Raw genomic sequence first — 20,041 nt, 5'->3', positions numbered from 1 at the left:
TCCGCCGCAGCACTCAAAGTATAGGCGAAGTTCAAGCACAGCGGCCAATTGCGGGCGGCTGTCAATAATGCTCAATCGTGCCATAATGTTACCCGCTCCGGCCGCAGGGCTTCGCCGTCATTTTCTGAGCCGGGCGCCAGATCACAAGGGGACAGGGCGGGTGACGATCCGTTTTAATTCAAATCTATTGTTCAGCACGAGCTTGTCGGCATGAGGGCGAAGCGATGCGTCGTTCGTCAACAGCTTTGGTCGACGCGTTTAGGCGTGGCGCTTTTGCTTCTGCTATGGGGATGTCTGGCGCCGGTGAGCGCAGATGAAGGCGCTGCGGATATTCTGACCCCGTTCGAGCGTTCCTGGCTGCTGGCGCACCCCAATATCCGCATTGCGGGCGATCCCCACTGGCCTCCTTTTGAAATGATCGATGAAGAAGGCAATTACCAAGGCATCGTCGCGGACTATATTCAGTTGCTTGAGCAGCGCCTGAATTATCGTTTTGAGCGCACCCGTCGTGAGAACTGGACCGCCACTCTCGGCGCCATGCAGACCTGGGAGCTGGACGTTATCGCCGCCGTCGCGGTGACACCCCGTCGTGAAGGGCGCATGCTGTTCTCAGAGCATTACCTTTCATATCCGATTGTGATGGCGGTCCGTGATGAAATGCGCTTTATCGGTTCTCTGGAAGAACTGGATCGGGAGCGCGTCGCTGTCGTTAAAGATTACGCCAGCCAGGACTTTCTGCTGATCAACCATCCCAATCTAAATCTAGTGTTTGTGGACACGCTGGAAGAGGGACTGCTGGGCGTCTCCAATGGAGATATAGATGTTCTGATCAGCAATATCCCCAGCATCAGTTATCTGGTCAACCATCTTGGCGTCAGTAATATCAAGCTGACCGGCATCACTCCATACACCTATGACATCGCAATTGGCGTGCGGTCGGACTGGCCGATTCTGACGCGGATTCTGGACAAGGGGCTGAACACTATCACCACCGAAGAGCAGGAGGCGATCTACAAAAAATGGATCACCTTCAGCTATGAGGAAAAGATCGATTATGCGCTGGTCTGGCGCATCACTACCGTAGCAGTCGTGGTGATCATTATCTTCCTGTATTGGAACCGTAAACTATCTCGGGAAGTAGCCGAGCGGATTCGTTCTGAAGAAGCGCTGCGCAAGAGCGAAGAGCGTCTGCGGGCGGCGATGAAACACGCTGAGCATCTGGCGAAAGCGGCGGATTCCGCCAACAAGGCGAAAAGCGAGTTCCTCGCCAATATGTCCCACGAGATTCGTACGCCGATGAATGCGGTTATCGGGTATACCGAGCTGCTGGAAGGGCTGATCCATGACGCCAAGCAGAAATCCTACCTGGACGCTATCAAGAAGGGCAGCCGCGCTCTGCTGACCATCATCAACGATATTCTTGACCTGTCCAAGGTGGAGTCCGGCAAGTTACGCATCGAATACGCGCCTCTGGACCCGCACCGTTTATTGCAGGATGTGGCGCAGATATTTTCCGCTCGAATCTCGCAGAAAAAGCTGGATCTGCGCATTGTGCTGGATGATCAGTTGCCGCACTCGCTGGTGCTGGATGAAGTGCGTCTGCGGCAGGTGATATTCAATCTGGTGGGCAACGCGATCAAGTTCACCCATGAGGGTTATATTTCCCTGAGCGCTAAGGCGTCCTCCATTCCCGGCGATGATGATCACATTGAGCTGGAGATTGCAGTTGAGGACAGCGGCATTGGCATTGCTCAGGATCAGCAGGCGCGGATATTCAATGCTTTTGAGCAGCATGAAGGGCAGAGTAACCGTCAATATGGCGGCACAGGACTTGGCTTGGCCATCAGCAAAAAGCTGGTGGAGATGATGAACGGAGAAATTGGCCTTAAAAGTGAGCTGGGCAAAGGCTCCCGCTTCGAAATTCGCCTGCATCACGTTTCTGTCAGCCAGCGTAAAGAAGAGAACAAATACGAGTTGCGCTCCGCCAAGGCTCCGCGCTTCCGTCCGGCGAAAATTCTATTGGTGGACGATGTGGAGACGAACCGCAAGTTGATCAAGGAATTCTTCAGTGGGACGGAGCTGCACATTACGGAAGCCTGTGACGGACGCGAGGCGCTGACGCTGGCGCGTCAGGAGAAGCCGGATCTGATTCTCATGGACCTGCGTATGCCGCGCATGGACGGTTATGAGGCGACTCGCCTGCTCAAGCAGCATCCGCTCACTGCTAAGATACCCGTCATTGCTTTGACTGGCTCCACGCTGGCGGATGAGTTTGTGCGTATTGATCAGCTTGGTTTCGCGGACGCCTTACGCAAACCGATTGAACGCGCGCTGTTGTTTAACGTGTTGACCCAATATCTGGCGGTAGTAAAAGCCAAGAAAACGAAGGCGGAAAGTCCGCCTGTGCGTGAGCGTGCGAAACCAGAAGCCAAAGTGAAACAAGCGACTGAAGCGCAAGTAAACGCCATGGCGCAGCAGAAATTGGCGTCGGAGTTGAAGCAGGAATTGTGGACCGATTGGGAAGACTTGAAAGACAGTGGCGATCTGCAGCGTGTGCAGGAGTTCGCCAGTCGTCTCAGCGCCATGGCTGAGACTTATGCCCATGAAGGATTGGAAGAGTACGCCCGTTCGCTGTCGACTCTGGCGTCTCAGTTCGATCTGCAGGGATTGCAGGCGCAGTTGGCGGCTTATCCTCAGGAGGTGGAGAAGCTGATGTCGGAAGCGGAAGATGGAGTCAAAAATACCGCATAACCTGTAGTAAGCACCCTAGCTGACGGGAGATTGACGTAGTTTTTCTTCTCTTGCAGTCAAGTTTACGTCGACTTTGTAAACCAATGAAAAACACGTTGGTTCGAGGCGATGCGATGAACAAGTTTGGCTAATAATTATGCAGTGTTCATTTGAACGCTTCAGGGGAGAAGGTCAATGGTACGTCAATGGTTCTTTGTTTTGATGATTTCCATCGGTTGCGCCCCAGCCGTTTTCGCAGAGTCGCCTACCCGACAGCTGCACCTGGCTCTTGCTGACATGGAGAGAATCAGCTCGGATATGTATTTCATTGGTTATCAGAGCGTGGAGCTCAGTCAGCCCGATCAATACGGTGTGAAGAAATACATGGTGTTGGATTTTCGGTTCGCTGAGCAATTGGCGCACAAAGACACCAATGCCCAGGTACGGCGTATTTGCCGCCGGGTGCTTGATAATCCCGTACTGCTGAAGGACCTGTCCTCGATGGGATACGAAATGGTGTCAGTGGCCTTCGACGAAGCCGACCAGTTCGATTGTCTCTGATATTACGTCAGTCGGCGCGAAAGCGTCGGCTACGCCTCATCCTCGCTTCTGACGCACAAGTCCAGCACTTCCCCTTCATAGCTGCAGGTTACGTGCATGGACATGGAGCGGCAGCAGATACGGCAATCTTCGTAATAATCCTGAATCTCGGTGGAGCAGTCGACAGCGACAGTTTGGGTTTCACCGCAATAAGGACAGGAAACCTCACAGTAACGCAACATTTCTACTTTCTCGGGCAAATACAGATAGGTATTTAAGTGATAGATCAAAAATTGCGCTTAGGCAAGCGTATTCGGCTTTATCACGCATTCTGCAGCGTCCGCTGACGCATGAGCCCCAGCAACATAAGGTAAAGCGTGGCGGCGGCGAAGCCGGCGAGCGTGCCCGTGAGGACTCCCAGGCTGGCGTAGGTTAAAGCCACCGTCAGGGTGTATGCAAGCAGAGAACCGAGTCCAATGGGGTAGAACTTGATGAGCGTGCGAGCTGGCTCTGGTCCATAGCTCAGGTGAACGATGAGCAGAAGAGGAAGAAAGGTCACCGGGAACGCCGCAAACAGTCCCGCCAATAAGGTATCGCCCAGGTAGGCTAAGGCGGTAATCGCCAGCACCAGGACCGAGGACAGAAAGCCGCGCAGAAATAGCACCGGATAGGTCAGACGCACGGAGGCGGCGATATTCACTGAAGGGATATTCCTATAGGAGACGGCGATCAATGTGACGCCCACGCCGGCTACCGCCAGATTACGCCACAACCCCCCACTGATCAGACTGAGTGCGCCATTCGCCACAATAAACGCCAGAATGCCCGCCAGCGGCGCAAAAACTGCGGAATAGGGGAGTTTGAGGCAGAACAAATAGGCGGTAGTCATCGCCAGCGCCGCCAGGAAACCAAGTAAAGCATGAGAGGCGCTGGCGGCGGCGAACTCCGGCCCCTGTTCTATCCCAATGAACGCCAATGCGATGGCGGTGCCGAGGGGAAAACCGGACAGCAGGCCGGCGGTGCGAGTGCTTACTCTCTCGGCGATCCAGGCCAAGCCCATTACCGTCGCCACCGTGGTGACAACCTTGGCTGCCTGCAATATCAGGATGTCCACGAGAGAACTCTGATGAAAGCAGATGCAAAAGCCGTTTTGAGATGGCGCGTTTCTATGGAGTCCGGCCTCTAGTAACTCTTCTCACTGGCGAGTCCGGCTTTGGCCTGTTTGGCCATTTCCACCAGAACTTGTCGCGCCTCATCCGTTGAATGAATCGAGCGAATCAAGGGGACGGACAGTTTGCAGGAGAGACTGTGAGCGATCACCTGCAGATAAAGCTCGTGGCTGGTGATCTCCGTCAGCTCTGCGGACACCACGTCATGGACGCCGCCATAGTAGCGAACGTAATTACAGAGGGTCTCTGCGTGGTCGTCGTTCATGTGTTGAATAATGCCGGCTACGTCTTGGGTGGAAAGGGTCATAGCTTCAAGTTCCGATGGTTATTAATATGGCAATGATATTGGCATGTTAATAATCAGGCGCTGTCGTGTCAGACAAATAGAAGGAAGCTATTTGTCTGCCTGATTAATCGTATGCTTTGGCGGCGCTATAACAGGTCGCTTGCAGCCTATTTCCGACGTCGCGCAGCCGCGCTGTCAGGAAATCCTCGAACCAGCCGCCGATTTGCGGCAGGCTGATCAGTAAACGATGGTTGTCATCGACAAAATGCAGGGTGCAACGATGCTGGTTTCCCCATTTGAGCACATTTTGCGGCTCAATCAGATGGTCCCGCCAGCCATGCACAACTTCCGTATGCGGCGCAGACGGCTCCAGCCAGGGTTCTGCATAGCCGGGCAGGCCGATCGCCGGGGCCAATAAAAACAGGCCTTCGACGGGATGGTCCCGGGAAACTTTCAGCGAGACATAAGCGCCCATACTGGAGCCGACCAGAATCAAACGCTCATCGCCGGGCAGTTGTTTCAGCAAATGCTCCGCGCGCTCATCAGGGTCAGACATGCCGCGATAATCCACGCTGGTGATGGAGAAGCCCATGCGTCCCGCGATATCCGACAAATACTGAATTTTTCCGCCCCAGGGACCGCTATCCCGGCCGTGGGAAAAAATGACCCGCCACATTGTTTATCCTGTCGCCTCTTCCAAATTTGTCGAGAGTAAGGCGTTACAACCGTTAAGCGTCGCGCCACTTTATATTGCAGCCCATACTCGGGCGTTGATCAGAGGCAATTTCGCCGCCGTTTAGTAGCGCGTCCACCGCCAGACGTAAATCTTTTCCAGTAATAGGCTTGTCGGAGCCGGGACGGCTGTCGTCGAATTGCCCCCGATAAACCAGGCGACGTTGGGCGTCGAACAGAAAAAAATCTGGCGTGCAGGCGGCATGATAGGCTTTGGCGACTTCCTGCGTATCGTCGTATACGTAGGGGAACACATATTTGTAGCGCGCCACTTCCAGCGCCATGTTTTCCGGGGAGTCCGCCGGGTAGGCGCTGGCGTCGTTGGCGTTGATGGCGATGACGCCAAGGCCCTTGGCGGCGTAGTCGCGGGCGAAATCCGCCAACGCTGTTTTCAGATGGATGACATAGGGACAGTGATTACAGATGAACATCACCAGCAGCGCAGGATCGTCGCTGAAATCCGCCAGCGACCAGTGGCGTCCCTGAGTATCGCTAAGATTAAAGTTCGGCGCGCGGGAGCCCAGTGCGAGCATGGTGGAAGAGGTCAGGGCCATTGTAGTCTCCTTCTTTGTTTTCCTGGGGGAATTTAGCGTATTGACTGGCAAGGCTGACGGGTAGAGTTTACCATTAAAAAGAAACTGAAGGAGATATGAGTGGCGCAATACGAATTGGTGTTTACTGGCGGCTTGGTGGACGGTTTTCCCCTGGACCAGGTCAAGGAAAATGTCGCTAAGTTATTTAAGGCGTCGCCTGCGCAGGTGGACCAGATGTTCTCTGGTAAGGCCGTGGTGCTGCGCAATCGCCTGGATGACGTCACCGCCCAGAAATACAAAGCCGTACTGCATAAGAACGGCGCTGTTTGTTTGATTCGTGAAATGGGCGCGCCGGAGGCCTCAGAGCTAGCGCCAACTGCGCCTCCATCCGCGCCAGCACAGCCCGTTGTTCGCGAACCCGCGCCGCAGGCGGCTGCGCCCGCCAAGCCGGTTAAATCTTCTGCGCCAACAGGCGGTTTGCCTGTCGCTGGCGAGAAGGTGGATGAGATTCTGTCAGATGTGGATTGGGATATCGCCCCGGTCGGGACCGCGATGGCCGAGCATCATGAGACTCCGCCTCTCCCTGAGCCGGATTTGTCGCACCTGCAACTGGCCCCTACCGGCAGCGATCTTGGACAGAAGAAAAAAGATCCGCCGCCGCCAGCTCCCGACACCAGTCACCTCAAGCTGGAAGAACCCCGCAAATAGGATTCCGGCCCTTTAAACGCCCGGCTTAATGCAAAGGCCCCATCAGCTCGTAGAATTCTTCAGGGCAGGGGCCGCTGTATTTTTTATAGCGAATCGCTCGAAATTCCTCTCCTAGCTGCGGTCTCGGCGTTCCCGACGGCGTCGGATAGATAAACTCCAGATCTCCGGGATAAAAGCTCATCAGCCACTGGCGGGGATAAACCTCCAATACTTCCGCGACGCCTTTTAGCGGACGGAAGACGCAGGTTTCTTTTTGTTTCGGTTTGCTCCGACGAGCCGGCGGTTTGGGCTCTGGCGCTTCAGGTTCGGGAGCTGGCTGCGCCTCTTCGACAGCCGGCATTTCCGGCTGTGGTTCGGGGGCGTCGGGTTGCGTGGTTTTTCCGGCGCAGCCAGCCAGTAGCGCCAATCCGAGCATCAGCGGCAACGCTTTTCCATATCTGGAAGAATAAGGCCGCGCTAAACGACCGGTCATCTGTTCTGTTCTCACCGCCGCGTCTGCGCTCTCACACACTCAATAACTTGCTGGCGCTGGCTTTCCGCATAGGAGGCCAGGATGGATTGCAGGCTGTGCTCGTCACGTTGATGGATGGCGTCCAATGAGCTGCGCATGTACGACAGATTGTCTTCTATGATTTTGGGGCCCTGACGCAAGGCCATAAAGCTGCAGCGCTTGGCGGACGGCCAAAGATCGTTGACCATGTTGATAATGAAATAGTTATCCGCATAGACCAAAGAGGCTTGTGTATATTCGACGCCGATCTTATGGAAGTTCAGCAGATCGCCTTTTTCGAAGCAGTTTTTCATCTGCGTATAAAGCGATTCCAACCGTTCCATATCATGAGGACGCCAGCTACGCACCAATTTGACGCCGGTGTGACCCAATATCAGCAGCAGGGTTTCATACAGGCTATCGACAAAGTGCTCGTTCAACTCCGTGACGAAAGCGCCTTTGCGAGGCACGTTGGTCACAAGGAAGCGCTTTTCCAGCAGCAAAAGCGCTTCCCGGATGGAGCCGTGGCTGACTTCCAGCTCTTTGGACATGGCGTTCTCGAAGATTCTTTGGCCGGACTGCAACTGGCCGAGTACGATGAGATCTTCCAAATGCTGGGCGACCTGCTCGGTCAGCGTCTCCTTGGGTTTGAACGTCATTTTTACCCCGATGCGGGCGAAAGAAAGATGGGATAGGGTTACAGGGCGCTAATGGTTGCATAGAAATTGCTTGAAGAAAACCGCAGAAGCCGCAACCTGCGGGCGGTTTACGGTTTTAACGGATAACAAAGCGTTCTCAATAAATAACTTAAAGTTATATGGAACGGCGCCGATAACTCTGAAGCAGACTGTGCGTTTCTATAAAGCCTCAGGCAAAAAAAGCGGAGCCGCATCCGGCTCCGCAAGCGCAGCAGATAAAGAACGTTCCCATACACGTCGACTACACACGAACGAGAGCAATCGCCAGTGTCTGACGCTCAATCGGGGGCGTCCTTATAAACCAGTGTAGACCGTTCCCGGTCATTTACCATCTGGGAAATTCCCCGTTCGCCCCGTCATTCGCGGGCGGACGGGGAATTGACTCCGTATTTTTCCCGTTTTATGCGAATTTGTGTTTTAGCGCAGCTCTATTTCATATTAAGCAGCTTCGGAAAGTCCTTGATAAAGCCGCATTTCCGCCAATTGGTCAGCTATTTCACTGGTTGGCGCGCGCTGTTGTTCTGATTGAGTAAAGATTTCTGTCAAGGTGTTGGCGATTCGCGCTGTTTTGTCGTCAATGAGTAACTGTTTATTGCCGCTGTGGTGCAGCGACGCATAAATCAGGCCTCCGGCGTTGATGACGTAATCCGGCGCGTACAGAACGCCGCGCTGGTGGAGAGCGTCGCCGTGGCGGGTTTCGCCGAGCTGGTTATTCGCTGAACCGGCGACAATAGCGCAATGAAGCTGCTCCAGCGTTTTATCATTGATGACGCCGCCAAGGCCACAGGGGGCAAAGACGTCGCAAGGCGTGCGATAGATATCCGCAGGACTTGTCGCTTCCGCATTGAACTCTTCCTTTACGCGTTGAATGCGGGCGGAGTCGATATCCGTGACGACCAGTTTGGCGCCGGCCTGATAAAGAAACTTGCATAGAAGGTAGCCGACATTGCCGACCCCTTGCACGGCGACTTTTACCCCGACCAGGTCGCGCTTGAGCTTGTAAGCGACGGCGGCTTTGATGCCTTCAAATACTCCGCGGGCGGTGTATAGAGACGGATTGTCTTCGTCGCTGGTGCTGGTGACGTGATTGGTTTCGCGACGGATGTAATCCATTTCCCGGGCGCTGGTGCCGGAATCGATCGCGGTGATGTAACGTCCGTTGAGAGATTCAATAAAGCGGCCAAATGTGCGGAAAAGCTTTTCCGCATCGTAAGCGCTTTTGGGTTTCATGATGACGGACTTGCCGCCACCCTGCTCCACGCCCGCCAGCACAGCTTTGTAGCTCATGCCTCTGGCCAGCCTAACGGCGTCCAGCAGGGCCGCCTCCGTGGAATCGTAAGAGATAAAACGGCATCCGCCCAGGGCGGGACCGAATCGGGTATTGTGAATAGCGATAATCGCTTTGAGCCCACTGTCTGCATCGTCTCTGACATGCAATTCGTTGACTCGATATTTGTCGAGCAGATCAAACATGACTGCACTCCTCTTAAAAACTCACGTTACAGCTAAGGGGGAAGGAGACTTGTGGTCGCCGCGCCTTGCCGGAGCCGTGAAAGGTGATAACCTCGCGTTAACAGAGGAAACGCGCTTTTTTATTTTGGGCGGATGCGCTTTGCTGTATGAAGCTAAGACTCCGCGTTAGGAGTTATTTCCCGCTCTAAAGACGGGTCATAACCTCGTTTGAGTATAAAACGACCTGGCCGCTTAATAAACCCGCTGCCAGGTCCGGGAAAAATACTGGCGCAGTGACAGAGCGAAGCGGCTTGGCTATGCTCTTAGGTATCGGAGAAACCCATTAAAAATAAATAATTAAGCTGGCGCTCCAAAGCGTAGAGGAGATTCCGGCCGTGCGTACGATTGAAGAACTTGCGCTGGCGAATGAATTGATGAAATGGGCGTACGTGAAAAAACTCACGTTGCACCCAGACTCTGAGGATTTATCCGCCATTCTCGAACAGCACCCTAAATTAGTGGTGACGATGAATCATGGCCCGGCGCTAGGCGCGCTGGCGGCGGCGATTGCCCTGATGCACGCGTATTTGCGCAATGGAGGCGAAGAGCGTGTGCCTTTTGCGTTGACTTGGCGAGGTTACTATCAGGCGCCTGTGCTGAAGCAGTTTTTTACGATGCTGACACAGGTTGATCGCGCCTTGTCGTTTAATGATGTCCTGCGGTTGATGCGAGCCAGCCGCTACACGGACTGCCTTATCATGCCGGAAGGCGAGAATTGCAGCTTCGGCGATGGCCTGAACGTGCAGCCTTTCCTGAGTCCACGCTTTATTGAGCTTTCCTTGCGGTCGCGCGCGCCATTGTTGCTGTGTCTGCATCAGGGAGCGGAATCCTGGGCCAGATCGGTGCGCATCCCTCCATGGCTATTAGGCGTGGGGAGGCTGTTGCCCAGAAACATGGAGCAGCGGCTGCGGGATTCGCGCATGCTCAGCATTCCCCGTTTCCCGCGCAAACTCAGTAATCTGAATGTGATGTTCCGACTTTATCATCCTCGCCTGTTGGAAAGAGATCTCAGCGACGACGCCTCGATCAGGACGCGTCAGCTCTGGCAGGAGGCCTGGCAGATCCACGCTGTCATGCAATCCCATATTGAAAAAATGGCGCAGGCGACGGCGCCCAGCTTACATGGAAATGACTATGAACTTCACTCAGGAGGTTAGCGCGTGGCTGTCGGAGAATGGATATGGCGAGCTTGAGTCATCGCAGTCCGTGGGGGGAGGTTGCATTAATCAAACTCTGGAAATTCACACCAGCCACAAAGAGCGGTTCTTCCTGAAATATCATGGTTCGCCACCGGTAGGGATGTTTTCGGTGGAGGCGCGTTCACTGGATATATTGCGCGAAGCCAAAGGCGTGCGCGTTCCGGTGGTGATCGCCAATGCGGAGCACTATCTACTGCTGGAATGGGTGGAGCCTCACGAGAGAGCGCCGGACTACTGGACTCGCTTTGGCGAGGGGCTGGCGAAGCAACATCAATCCGTTGCGCCGGAATTTGGTTTTGGATTCGCCACCTACTGCGGAACGACCTTGCAGCCCAATGATAATTACACCGACGGATATGTTTTCTTCGCACAACAGCGTTTACTGTTTCAAGGGCAGCTCGCCTATGACAGCGGTAAACTGGATAGCGGCTCTATGTGGCGTTTGGAAGCCTTGTGTCGCAAGCTTCCCGAACTGGTGCCACAGCAGCCGCCATCGCTGCTGCATGGTGATTTATGGTCCGGTAATGCGCATCAGGATGAAAACGGCGCTCCCGTCTTGATTGATCCCGCCTGCTATTACGGTTGGCGTGAGGCGGAGCTGGGAATGACCATGTTGTTCGGCGGGTTTGGTGAAGAGTTCTACGCCGCCTATGACGCGGCGTACCCGCTGGAAGAAGGTTGGCGAGACAGAGTCGACATCTACAACCTTTACCATTTGCTGAATCATCTCAATTTATTTGGCGGCGGTTATGCCGGGCAGGTGCAGCGCATATTGGGCGCGTACACCTGATTGGCGCGTTTAGTCCATCGTCAGTACGATTTTGCCGCGTACGTGCCCGCCTTCCAACATTCGATGGGCCTCCGCCGCTTGCGCCAGCGGGAAGGTCGCTTGCACTTCCACGCGCAACTTTTCCTTGGCGGCTGAGGTCAATAACGCCTGCAGACGACGCGGGTCGGGGTGTACGGTATAGCCGCTGGCCTGTTTCCCCTGAACCTTGGCCGCATCGCAAATGGACGTGGCGCTGATGGTCGGCAAGGTCACCAATGCGCCCTTGGGGGAGAGGAAATCCAATGCCGCCAAGCCCGTTTCTCCGCCTACGGCGTCAAAAACGAAGTCCATATTGCGCAGTTTTTCCAGCTCGTGCGGATTGTGGTAATCCACAGGAGTGACGCCCATGCTGTTCAGAAAATCATGATGGGGTTTTGACGCAGTGCCCCAGACATGAGCGCTTTTGCTTTTCGCCAATTGCGCGGCGAGATGCCCAACGCCGCCCGCCGCAGCCAGAATAACCACTTTTTGCCCTGCGCACAGCGCGCCGACTTCGAATAACCCCTGCCATGCGGTCAAGCCAGCCAAAGGTAATGCGGCGGCTTGCACATAGGAAAGCTCCGCAGGAATTTTGACCAGATTGTCGGTGGACAGGGCGATGTACTCACTGTAGCCGCCAGCGGGCAGAGGGAAATTTACCAGGCCGCAAACCCGGTCGCCGGGCTCAAAGGACAATCCCGCGCCGTTCACTTCAACGATCTCTCCGGCGATATCGTACCCAGGCGTCCAGGGCATACGTGTTTTGACCTTCTCAGCTACGAAACCCAAGCCTCTGCGCGTTTTATAATCAATAGGATTGACGCCGCAGGCGCGCACTTTGATCAGTGCTTGATTGGGGGCGGGTGTTGGGATTTTCGCTTCGCTCAGTCGTAACGTGGATGGGTCGCCAAATTCACTTATCTGGACGATCTTCATGGGGGAAATACCTCCTGTGAACAACCTCTAAAGACGGCCTCACTGCAGGTGAGTATTATTCTTTTGAGTTATTTAAACGTTATTTAATGCGGGCAAGTATACCTTTTCGGGGAGTCAGTTTCAGTGCGGCGGTGACCTTTATTTATTTGTGTTTTAATAGAAAAGGCTTGACGCAGCGTTGAATTGCGGGTGGATTTTTAATTGTGAATGAATAGATTATTGTATATAGCGCATAAGTTATGCGGCGGATATGCAATGGAGCAGAAAGTTTGCGTGAGTAATCACCGGATTGAGATAGGTACTCCCCGCTCTGGGATTGTCGGGGGTTAGTGCTAAAATGCCGCTCAGATGACAACCTCAAAACAACGAACATATTTAGTCTCGTTACAGGAATTCGAATAATGAAGCTGAAAGCAGCCCTGATTGGATTAGTTGGCGCAGTGAGCATCCAGGCGTTAAGCGGTTCGGCCGGGGCGCTGGAGCTGACTTGGAATCCCAAGCAGGATATTGTCGGTAGAGAACATCGATTGGTGGCGAAAAGAGAATACACCTTCGTCGATCTCGGCGAGCAGTACAATTTTGGGTTTAATGAACTGGTGAGCGCCAACCCCGGCGTTGACGCCTGGTTGCCTGCGGAAGGCGATGAAATTGTCATTCCCGGACGCTTTATTCTCCCACCGGGATTGCGTAATGGCATCCTGATAAACTTGGCGGAATACCGTCTCTACTATTTCCAGCCTGATAAGAAGCGCCTTTACACCGTACCTATCGGTATCGGCACTGTCGATTTCCCTACGCCGATCATGGACACCAAGATCGTCACCCGTATGAAAAATCCAACCTGGTATCCGCCAGAGTCCATTCGCCAAAGACAGATGGACGAATATGGCGAGCAATTACCCAAAGCGATCCCCGCTGGGCCGGATAACCCATTGGGCTCCTATGCGTTCAAGTTGGATGCGGACAGTTATCTGATTCATGGCACCAATAAGGGCGTGGGTATTGGAATGCGCGTCAGCCATGGCTGTATCCGTCTGTATAACTGGGATATCAAGCAGATGATGTCGCTAGTGCCGGACAATACTCCGGTCAAGATCATCAATCAGTCCGTCAAGCTGGCCGTGGACGATGGCAAACTCTGGATGGAAGTGCATGCAGAGGCTGACGTTACTGAACAAAAGCTGCGGGAAGAGTATACCTATCAACTGCTTAAACTACAGTCGACTGGCGTCAGTGTGATGGTGGACGAAGAAAAGGTGACGAAAGCGCTGGCGGAATTGAGTGGCCTTCCTTCGCCGATTGGAGAGCTGCAGCCGTCCCTGGCCGCAAGCATGTAATCCGGTTCGTAAAGAACCGGATTACTTCATGCTGGCTCTTTCCAGCATGCGACGCGCGCGTTCGTTTGCTTCGTTAGCCGCTTTTTGAGCAGCCAGAGCTGCAGCTAAAGCTTCTTCAGCTTTGGCGTAAGCTTCGTTAGCGCGTGACAGAGCTGTATCAGCAGTGTTTTGCGCACCGGAAACAGCTTGCTCTGCGTTGTTCGCAGTAGTCGTGGCGGCGTCGAGGGCTTGACGGTCTTGCTCAGTCAAGCTGGCGCAACCACCGGCAAGCAACGAAGACATAACGATCCCTGAAACTAGAAGTTTTTTCATTGAGGTTTCCCCCTTTTTTATGGGTGGTGATAATCTGTTATGACTTTGAACTGAAGGTTCAAAGCGCCGGGTTAGTTTAATTAGACTGCATCGGGTTTTAAAGCCATTAAGTATAAATGCTAATCGGAATAATTAATTAGTAAGTTCTGCTCAAATATCAATTTATTTATGCCCTATAACAGGGCGTTTCAGTGGACGCTCCCTTAATCGCTGCATAATATTCCCCTGTTTTCGTGAAACGAACGATAATTAAGGGTGTGCGACTAAATATGCTTAATCAGATTTATTAATAAATGGTCATATTTAAAAACGGGATTAAGCGACAAACATCCAGGCAGCAGATGACGCCAGGCTCTGGAGCTGGAGGCATGCGTTATTTGCGTAGCGGTATTTTTGTTCTGGTTTTATGTTTGCTTTTCAGCGGCATGATTTATGTCACTGAAGACTGGGCCCGGACCTCTGCTGTTCGGGAGCTGGAGCAGGATGCCGCTAATGAGCTACAGCGCTCCGTTTCCAGCCTGCAGGCGTTGCTGAGTAAGTATGAGTCCCTGCCCCATATCCTCGCCGTAGATCCCCGCTTGCTGGCTTTGTTGCAGGACCCGACGAATGCTGAACTGACCAACCGCACCAATGCTTATCTGGAATCAATCAACTTCATTGGCGGCGCGGCGGATGTGTATTTGCTGAATGCGCGTGGAGACACCCTTGCCGCCAGTAATTGGCGTCTGCCGCGAACCTTTATCGGACACAACTTTTCCTATCGGCCTTATTATTCAGACGCCATGCAGGGGCGTTCCGGGCAATACTTCGCACTGGGGACGACCTCAGGCGTTCGTGGTTTCTACTTCTCTTTTCCCGTATCGGATGACGATGTCATCCTCGGCGTCATTGTGGTCAAGATTGACCTCTCCGCCGTTGAACAACGCTGGGGCAGCCCTTGGGGGAAAAACGCCTATGAGGTGCTGGTGACGGATAATTATGGCGTAGTGTTTATTTCCACCCGCGCGGAGTGGCGTTTCCGGTTGACGCGCCCGCTAGGCGCGGCGGAAGCCCGCGAGATAGAAAAAGAGCAGCGCTATGATCCGGAACTGTTAAAACCCATGTTGCTGACGCAAACGCAGGCGTCGGATCAGCTACTGGACTCCGCTACACAGTTTGTCCGCGCCGGATTGCATGACGCAAGCGCGCAAACCTATCTGACCAAGTCCGCTGATATGCCCCAGGCCGGTTGGCGGGTGCAGGTCTTATTGCCGATGGAGCGCGTGAAGAAAGAAATCAGCAACGTTCTGCTGCTCAGTCTGTCGATGATTTTTATCATTGTGCTGCTGGCGTTGCTGTTGGTGGAGCGGGCGCGGCGGGAACGGGCGATGCGCGCCGCCCGTGATCTGCTGGAGGCGCGGGTACAGCATCGTACCCGTGATCTTTCCGAGGCCAACGCGCGCCTGCTTGAGGAAGTGGAAGAGCGGGAGAGGGCGGAGAAAGAGCTTAAGCTGACTCAGGATGAGCTGATTCAAGCCGCTAAATTAGCTTTGCTGGGGCAGTTATCAGCAGGCATCAATCATGAGCTTAACCAGCCGCTGACGGCGCTGCGCACCTATGCGCAGAATGCGCAGGCGTTTATTGAGCGTAATATGTCGGAAAAGGCGCAACTGAATTTACGGGAAATTGTTGGTCTGACCGATCACATGGCCTCCATCATCGGGCAGCTGAAAATCTTCGCCCGCAAAGAGGCCAATGTGTCTGGGCCGGTGCACGTGAACAGTTGTATCGACGCGGCCTTGAAAATCACTGAGCCGGAATTGCGTCGGGCGCATGTGGACTGGCGCGTAGACGCTGCGGCGGACGATATTTATGTTCAGGGAGATATGGTGCGACTGGAGCAGGTGTTGATCAACCTGATCACCAACGCTTTGCATGCTATGTCCGGCAGTCAGGAAAAGCAGTTGCGCATTCAGTGCGTCAACCAAAAGGGTAAAGTGCGCATCCAGGTTCGTGATACCGGTTCGGGCATCCCGGAGCATGTAATGCAGCACATCTTTGAGCCGTTTTATACGACCAAAAACAGAGGGCAAGGCCTGGGATTGGGTCTTTCTATTTCATACAGAATCATCGAGTCGATGAAGGGCGAATTGCGCGCCGCTAACAATGAGGAAGGGGGCGCGCTGTTTATTGTCGAGCTGCCGCTGGCTCAGGCGGACGCCTCCAACGTTCCCGACTCGCAAGCCGCCCTGCAGTCGGCCGGCGGCGACAATGAGGAGTAAGACTTTGCAGTCAGAGAATGCGGGCGCAACAGGCGCCGAACTGATGGTGTACTTCATCGACGATGACCGCCATATCCTGCAGTCCGTTGGCCAGACATTGGAGCTGGAAGGCCTGCAGGTGGAAACTTTTCTCAGTGCGGAAGAGGCGTTGCGGAACCTGCAGACTGACTGGCCCGGCGTGCTGGTTAGCGATATCAATATGCCGGGAATGGACGGGTTGCAGCTGATGCAGGCGTTGCAGAAAGTGGATTCCGAATTGCCGGTGATTCTGGTGACCGGACATGGCGATATCTCAACAGCCGTTTCCGCCATGCGCGAGGGCGCCTATGACTTTATAGAAAAGCCTTTCAGTAACGAGCGCCTGCTGGATACCATCCGGCGCGCCATGGACAAGCGTCGCCTGACGCTGGAGAACCGAGATTTACGCAGAGAGTTGCAGGAGCAGAACGCGCCCGGGCCGCGCATTCTGGGACGCACTCCCGCGATTCAGCGATTGCGCCGCGTGTTGCAGCAAGTGATGAACACCCCGGCGGATATTCTGTTGTTTGGTGAAACCGGCGTCGGCAAAGAGCTGGTCGCGCGTTATTTGCACGAGCACAGCAACCGGCGCGAGCACAACTTCGTCGCCATCAACTGTGGCGCGGTGCCCGAAAATCTTATTGAAAGCGAGTTGTTCGGTCATGAAGCGGGCGCTTTCACCGGTGCAGATAAACGTCGAATCGGCAAATTTGAGCACGCTAATGGCGGCACGCTGTTTCTGGATGAAATAGAGAGTATGCCGCTGTCTCTGCAAGTCAAAATTCTGCGGGTGCTCGAAGAACGCAAGGTGGAAAGGCTAGGCTCCAATACGCTGATTCCACTGGATTTGCGCGTAATCGCCGCTACTAAAATCAGCTTGAAGGAAATGGCGGACAAGGGCGAATTTCGTAGCGATTTATATTACCGGCTGAACACCGTGGCGGTGGAAATTCCCTCTCTGCAGGATCGGTTGGAAGATGTGCCGCTTTTATTCGAGCATTTTGCGTTAGTCGCCGCCGCTCGCTACCAGCAGGAAATCGTACCGTTAAAACCTGAACAACGACATCGCCTGCTGACTCACAATTGGCCGGGCAATGTACGGGAGCTGCGCAACCTGGCGGAGCGTTACGTGATTATGGGGGAGGAATGCTCCTTCGATATGGAGCATATGCTGGGCGAACCGGAGATTCAGAGTCGCCGCACGCTGACGGAGAAGGTCGAGCTGTATGAACAGACTCTCATTCGCGAAGCCCTGGCCGCCCATCACGGCAGCATCAAGGATACGCTCGTTGCGCTGGGCCTGCCGCGAAAAACTCTATACGACAAGATGAAAAAATATGGCATTAGCCGCCAGGATTTTCGCGAGTCGGAGTAGGGCTCGCACTCTTTTGTTTCTCTTCAAGTCATGAAGTTATTTCGTTTATGAAACGTCTGTTGTGTTTCGTGTTGGCGCTGGCGGCTTCGCTGTTTGCATTATGGTATTACATCACTGTTCCCGTCTTCTTAATTGCGTCGCCCGAGAGCTACCAGTCGCTGGCCAGCGCCGACACGCTGCGACGGCATGTAAGAACGCTTTCTGAGGAGTTACCTTCCCGCTCTGAGGACGCTGACGAACTGGCGGCGTCCGCGCGTTATATCCAGGCGCAATTTCAGCAGCATACGGATAGAGTTGAAGCGCAACCCTATGGCGTGTGGGGAATCGAATACCAAAATATATCGGCGAAGTTCGGTCCTGACGACGACAATGCTCCAGTCATCGTCATTGGCGCTCATTATGACGCGTTCAAAGGCTTGCCCGGCGCAGACGACAACGCCAGCGGCGTCGCCGGATTGCTTGAGCTGGCCAGATTATTCGCCGTGCAGCCGCCGCCAATCCAGGTAGAACTGGTCGCGTACGCCTTGGAGGAACCGCCGTATTTTCGCACTGATGATATGGGGAGTTTTCATCACGCTCAGTCTCTGAGGGAGAAGGGTGCGGAAGTCAGATTGATGATCTGTCTGGAAATGATCGGCTATTTCTCCGAGCAAGCTGGCAGTCAACGATACCCTTTAGCCAGATTGAATACGCTCTACCCGGACAAGGCTAACTTTATCGCCGTTGTCTCCAACCTGGGCGGACACAGCGACGTCCGCGCATTGAAAACCGGCATGCTGCAAGCCACGCCTCTGCCCGTGGAGTCCATGCTCGGGCCCGCTTTCCTGGCGGGTGTAGACTTCTCCAATCACATTAACTACTGGTTTCACGACTACCCTGCGGTCATGGTGACCGACACCGCATTCTACCGCAATCGCGCCTACCATACGGACCAAGATACCTGGGATACGCTGGACTATGAGCGGATGGCGATGGTTGTGGATGGTGTTTTTAATGGGGTGTCTAAAATTCTATAAAGTATGCTTGACCTACGGCCAAAATACTTTTTTATGAATGATAAAGAATAGGGTGTGAAATGTTGATAGTGAAAGTACTAAACATTATGTGGTGTTAAAAATATAACGTGGAAATTGTATCGGATTGTATTTTTGCTAAATAAACTCAGGTTTATAGGGTATGACCAGATCATTATGCTTTTTTCTTCTGACTTTTATTGTTCGCTCAGCCTTGGCTGAGACTACCGGTGTCCCTGCTTCAGTAAGTCAGGTTCAGACCGAAATTGTGAATGGCCAGATTGTTAGGATTGTTCAGCACAATATGGAGATCAATCCCATCATTCAATTCGAAATGTTATCACGCCCTGACTTTGAGCCTATCCAGACGTTGACCGTCGGGGAGCTGCCGTATGGCCCTGAAACGCTAAGTCTGAGGGATTCAAGCGGAGCTTTTGTGGAAAAAGTGACTGTCGAGGATACTCATATTAGTATTGTTTTCGAATATTTCTTTATTGAAGGCCATTCTGCTCTTTTGGAATGTCAGCTACCAGTGAGTGGTAAACACTTTGGGCCATTCCAATGTGGTAAAAAATAGAAATTATACTTCTCTCATTTTTTATGGATTTAATAGATCGCATATCACAGAAATTGATCGACTCCTGATAAAAATACTTCATTCAGTTTCAATTCAGCTTGCATGTACATAATGGCCTCCGTGTTGTTGCTTCATCTGGTTTGACCGAGGTGGAGGGCGCATCTAACGGTAGCCTGCAGCTTTTGATGATAACGGGTGGTTTTCACCGCTGGCGTGGTCGGTTGTATGGCGGATTATCAAATAGCATTCGTACATAAGTCATCTCAGGAATATCTATGAAAAAGGTAGTGGTAGCGTCGGTTCTAACTTCATTTCTTCTTTCCACTGGTTGCGCGAGTATTGTCAGCGACAGCAGCTATCCTGTAGCGATCAGCAGTTCTCCTTCCGATGCGCAGTTCATCGTTGAAGATTTAAATGGCAACGAGATTCATGCGGGCCATACGCCTGCAACGGTCACCCTGAGCGCTGGCGAAAGTTACTTTCAAAAAGCGAAATACCGAGTGAAGTTCCACAAAGACGGCTATGACGATAAGACCGTCATGCTGGAAAGTAAGCTGGATGGCTGGTACTTCGGCAATATCTTGCTGGGCGGCGTAATTGGCATGCTGATAGTCGATCCGATTACTGGCGCCATGTGGAAGTTGCCTGAAGGTCAGGCGACAGTATTGGAGCAGAAGTACGCTGCAGCGCCAAATAACGGCGGTCTGACTATCGTATCTATTGATCAGCTTTCAGATATCGAGCGCGATTCCCTGGTGCGGATTAATTAAGACTCCCAGTCTCGCAGCGGGTGAAGCCCCGCCCGCT

21 protein-coding genes are annotated in these 20,041 nt (G+C 53.4%); 11 read left to right on the top strand and 10 right to left on the bottom strand.

What is annotated here, in order from left to right; translation table 11 throughout:
* Window positions 1-210 precede the first annotated feature (210 nt).
* Window positions 211-2,751 carry a transporter substrate-binding domain-containing protein gene (locus ONV78_RS00560; protein ID WP_279500227.1) on the top strand — a complete coding sequence of 847 codons (2,541 nt, stop codon included), beginning with the start codon at window positions 211-213 and terminating at the stop codon, window positions 2,749-2,751.
* Between the two features lie 174 nt (window positions 2,752-2,925).
* Complete coding sequence (locus tag ONV78_RS00555) at window positions 2,926-3,291, top strand: hypothetical protein (RefSeq protein ID WP_216735491.1); 366 nt, start codon at window positions 2,926-2,928, stop codon at window positions 3,289-3,291.
* 29 nt (window positions 3,292-3,320) lie between these two features.
* Here the strand turns inward: ONV78_RS00555 and ONV78_RS00550 are convergent, their stop codons facing one another.
* The 5 genes from ONV78_RS00550 to ONV78_RS00530 all read right to left on the bottom strand — a co-directional run bounded on the left by ONV78_RS00550 (window position 3,321) and on the right by ONV78_RS00530 (window position 6,011).
* Window positions 3,321-3,560 carry a CPXCG motif-containing cysteine-rich protein gene (locus ONV78_RS00550; protein WP_279500221.1) on the bottom strand — a complete coding sequence of 80 codons (240 nt, stop codon included), beginning with the start codon at window positions 3,558-3,560 and terminating at the stop codon, window positions 3,321-3,323.
* 32 nt (window positions 3,561-3,592) lie between these two features.
* Window positions 3,593-4,384, bottom strand: coding sequence for a hypothetical protein (locus ONV78_RS00545; RefSeq protein ID WP_279500220.1), 792 nt, complete (start codon window positions 4,382-4,384; stop codon window positions 3,593-3,595).
* Window positions 4,385-4,452: 68 nt separating this feature from the next.
* Window positions 4,453-4,746, bottom strand: a complete 294-nt coding sequence (locus ONV78_RS00540) for a DUF2470 domain-containing protein (protein WP_127968028.1) — start codon at window positions 4,744-4,746, stop codon at window positions 4,453-4,455.
* A gap of 103 nt (window positions 4,747-4,849) precedes the next feature.
* Window positions 4,850-5,401, bottom strand: a complete 552-nt coding sequence (locus ONV78_RS00535; RefSeq protein ID WP_279500217.1) for an alpha/beta hydrolase — start codon at window positions 5,399-5,401, stop codon at window positions 4,850-4,852.
* Window positions 5,402-5,453: 52 nt separating this feature from the next.
* Window positions 5,454-6,011: a thioredoxin family protein gene (locus ONV78_RS00530; RefSeq protein WP_279500216.1), complete on the bottom strand. Its 558-nt coding sequence runs from the start codon at window positions 6,009-6,011 to the stop codon at window positions 5,454-5,456.
* A 99-nt stretch (window positions 6,012-6,110) separates the two neighbouring features.
* Between ONV78_RS00530 and ONV78_RS00525 the strand changes: the two genes are divergently transcribed.
* Window positions 6,111-6,698: a hypothetical protein gene (locus tag ONV78_RS00525; protein ID WP_279500214.1), complete on the top strand. Its 588-nt coding sequence runs from the start codon at window positions 6,111-6,113 to the stop codon at window positions 6,696-6,698.
* 25 nt (window positions 6,699-6,723) lie between these two features.
* Here ONV78_RS00525 and ONV78_RS00520 read toward each other — a convergent pair whose 3' ends face one another.
* The 3 genes from ONV78_RS00520 to ONV78_RS00510 all read right to left on the bottom strand — a co-directional run bounded on the left by ONV78_RS00520 (window position 6,724) and on the right by ONV78_RS00510 (window position 9,359).
* Window positions 6,724-7,170, bottom strand: coding sequence for a hypothetical protein (locus ONV78_RS00520; RefSeq protein WP_279500213.1), 447 nt, complete (start codon window positions 7,168-7,170; stop codon window positions 6,724-6,726).
* A gap of 11 nt (window positions 7,171-7,181) precedes the next feature.
* The gene (locus ONV78_RS00515) at window positions 7,182-7,847 is read right to left on the bottom strand and encodes a GntR family transcriptional regulator (RefSeq protein WP_216735498.1); all 666 of its coding nucleotides are present in this window, start codon (window positions 7,845-7,847) and stop codon (window positions 7,182-7,184) included.
* A gap of 477 nt (window positions 7,848-8,324) precedes the next feature.
* Complete coding sequence (locus ONV78_RS00510; RefSeq protein WP_279500212.1) at window positions 8,325-9,359, bottom strand: Glu/Leu/Phe/Val dehydrogenase dimerization domain-containing protein; 1,035 nt, start codon at window positions 9,357-9,359, stop codon at window positions 8,325-8,327.
* Window positions 9,360-9,733: 374 nt separating this feature from the next.
* Here ONV78_RS00510 and ONV78_RS00505 point away from each other — a divergent pair, with 374 nt between their 5' ends.
* The gene (locus ONV78_RS00505; RefSeq protein ID WP_279500211.1) at window positions 9,734-10,555 is read left to right on the top strand and encodes a hypothetical protein; all 822 of its coding nucleotides are present in this window, start codon (window positions 9,734-9,736) and stop codon (window positions 10,553-10,555) included.
* Entirely contained in the window at window positions 10,533-11,387 is an 855-nt protein-coding gene (locus ONV78_RS00500) for a fructosamine kinase family protein (protein ID WP_279500209.1), read from the top strand. Before ONV78_RS00505 ends, ONV78_RS00500 begins: the two co-directional genes overlap by 23 nt.
* 9 nt (window positions 11,388-11,396) lie before the next feature.
* On the opposite strand, the gene ONV78_RS00495 is transcribed toward ONV78_RS00500, so the two are convergent.
* On the bottom strand, window positions 11,397-12,341 hold the full coding sequence (locus ONV78_RS00495) for an NADP-dependent oxidoreductase (protein WP_216735502.1): 945 nt from the start codon (window positions 12,339-12,341) through the stop codon (window positions 11,397-11,399).
* A 401-nt stretch (window positions 12,342-12,742) separates the two neighbouring features.
* On the opposite strand from ONV78_RS00495, the gene ONV78_RS00490 reads away from it, so the two are divergent.
* Window positions 12,743-13,678 (top strand): L,D-transpeptidase family protein, encoded by a 936-nt coding sequence (locus tag ONV78_RS00490; protein ID WP_279500205.1) that lies wholly within the window; start codon window positions 12,743-12,745, stop codon window positions 13,676-13,678.
* Between the two features lie 21 nt (window positions 13,679-13,699).
* On the opposite strand, the gene ONV78_RS00485 is transcribed toward ONV78_RS00490, so the two are convergent.
* On the bottom strand, window positions 13,700-13,990 hold the full coding sequence (locus tag ONV78_RS00485; RefSeq protein WP_011394313.1) for an Lpp/OprI family alanine-zipper lipoprotein: 291 nt from the start codon (window positions 13,988-13,990) through the stop codon (window positions 13,700-13,702).
* 368 nt (window positions 13,991-14,358) lie between these two features.
* Here ONV78_RS00485 and ONV78_RS00480 point away from each other — a divergent pair, with 368 nt between their 5' ends.
* The 5 genes from ONV78_RS00480 (at window position 14,359) to ONV78_RS00460 (ending at window position 20,004) form a co-directional block, all read left to right on the top strand.
* Window positions 14,359-16,251, top strand: coding sequence for an ATP-binding protein (locus ONV78_RS00480; protein WP_279500203.1), 1,893 nt, complete (start codon window positions 14,359-14,361; stop codon window positions 16,249-16,251).
* Window positions 16,252-16,255: 4 nt separating this feature from the next.
* On the top strand, window positions 16,256-17,644 hold the full coding sequence (locus ONV78_RS00475; RefSeq protein ID WP_279500202.1) for a sigma-54 dependent transcriptional regulator: 1,389 nt from the start codon (window positions 16,256-16,258) through the stop codon (window positions 17,642-17,644).
* Window positions 17,645-17,691: 47 nt separating this feature from the next.
* Window positions 17,692-18,660 (top strand): M28 family peptidase, encoded by a 969-nt coding sequence (locus ONV78_RS00470; protein WP_279500200.1) that lies wholly within the window; start codon window positions 17,692-17,694, stop codon window positions 18,658-18,660.
* A 160-nt stretch (window positions 18,661-18,820) separates the two neighbouring features.
* A complete protein-coding gene (locus ONV78_RS00465; RefSeq protein ID WP_279500197.1) occupies window positions 18,821-19,234 on the top strand; it encodes a hypothetical protein in 414 nt (137 codons plus the stop codon).
* Window positions 19,235-19,509: 275 nt separating this feature from the next.
* Window positions 19,510-20,004, top strand: a complete 495-nt coding sequence (locus ONV78_RS00460; RefSeq protein WP_279500195.1) for a hypothetical protein — start codon at window positions 19,510-19,512, stop codon at window positions 20,002-20,004.
* Window positions 20,005-20,041: the final 37 nt, after the last annotated feature.

It is taken from the genome of Hahella sp. CR1, assembly GCF_029813005.1.
GTDB lineage: Bacteria > Pseudomonadota > Gammaproteobacteria > Pseudomonadales > Oleiphilaceae > Hahella.
Note: the sequence above shows the minus strand (reverse complement) of the source record. Positions and strands in the feature narration are given on the sequence as shown.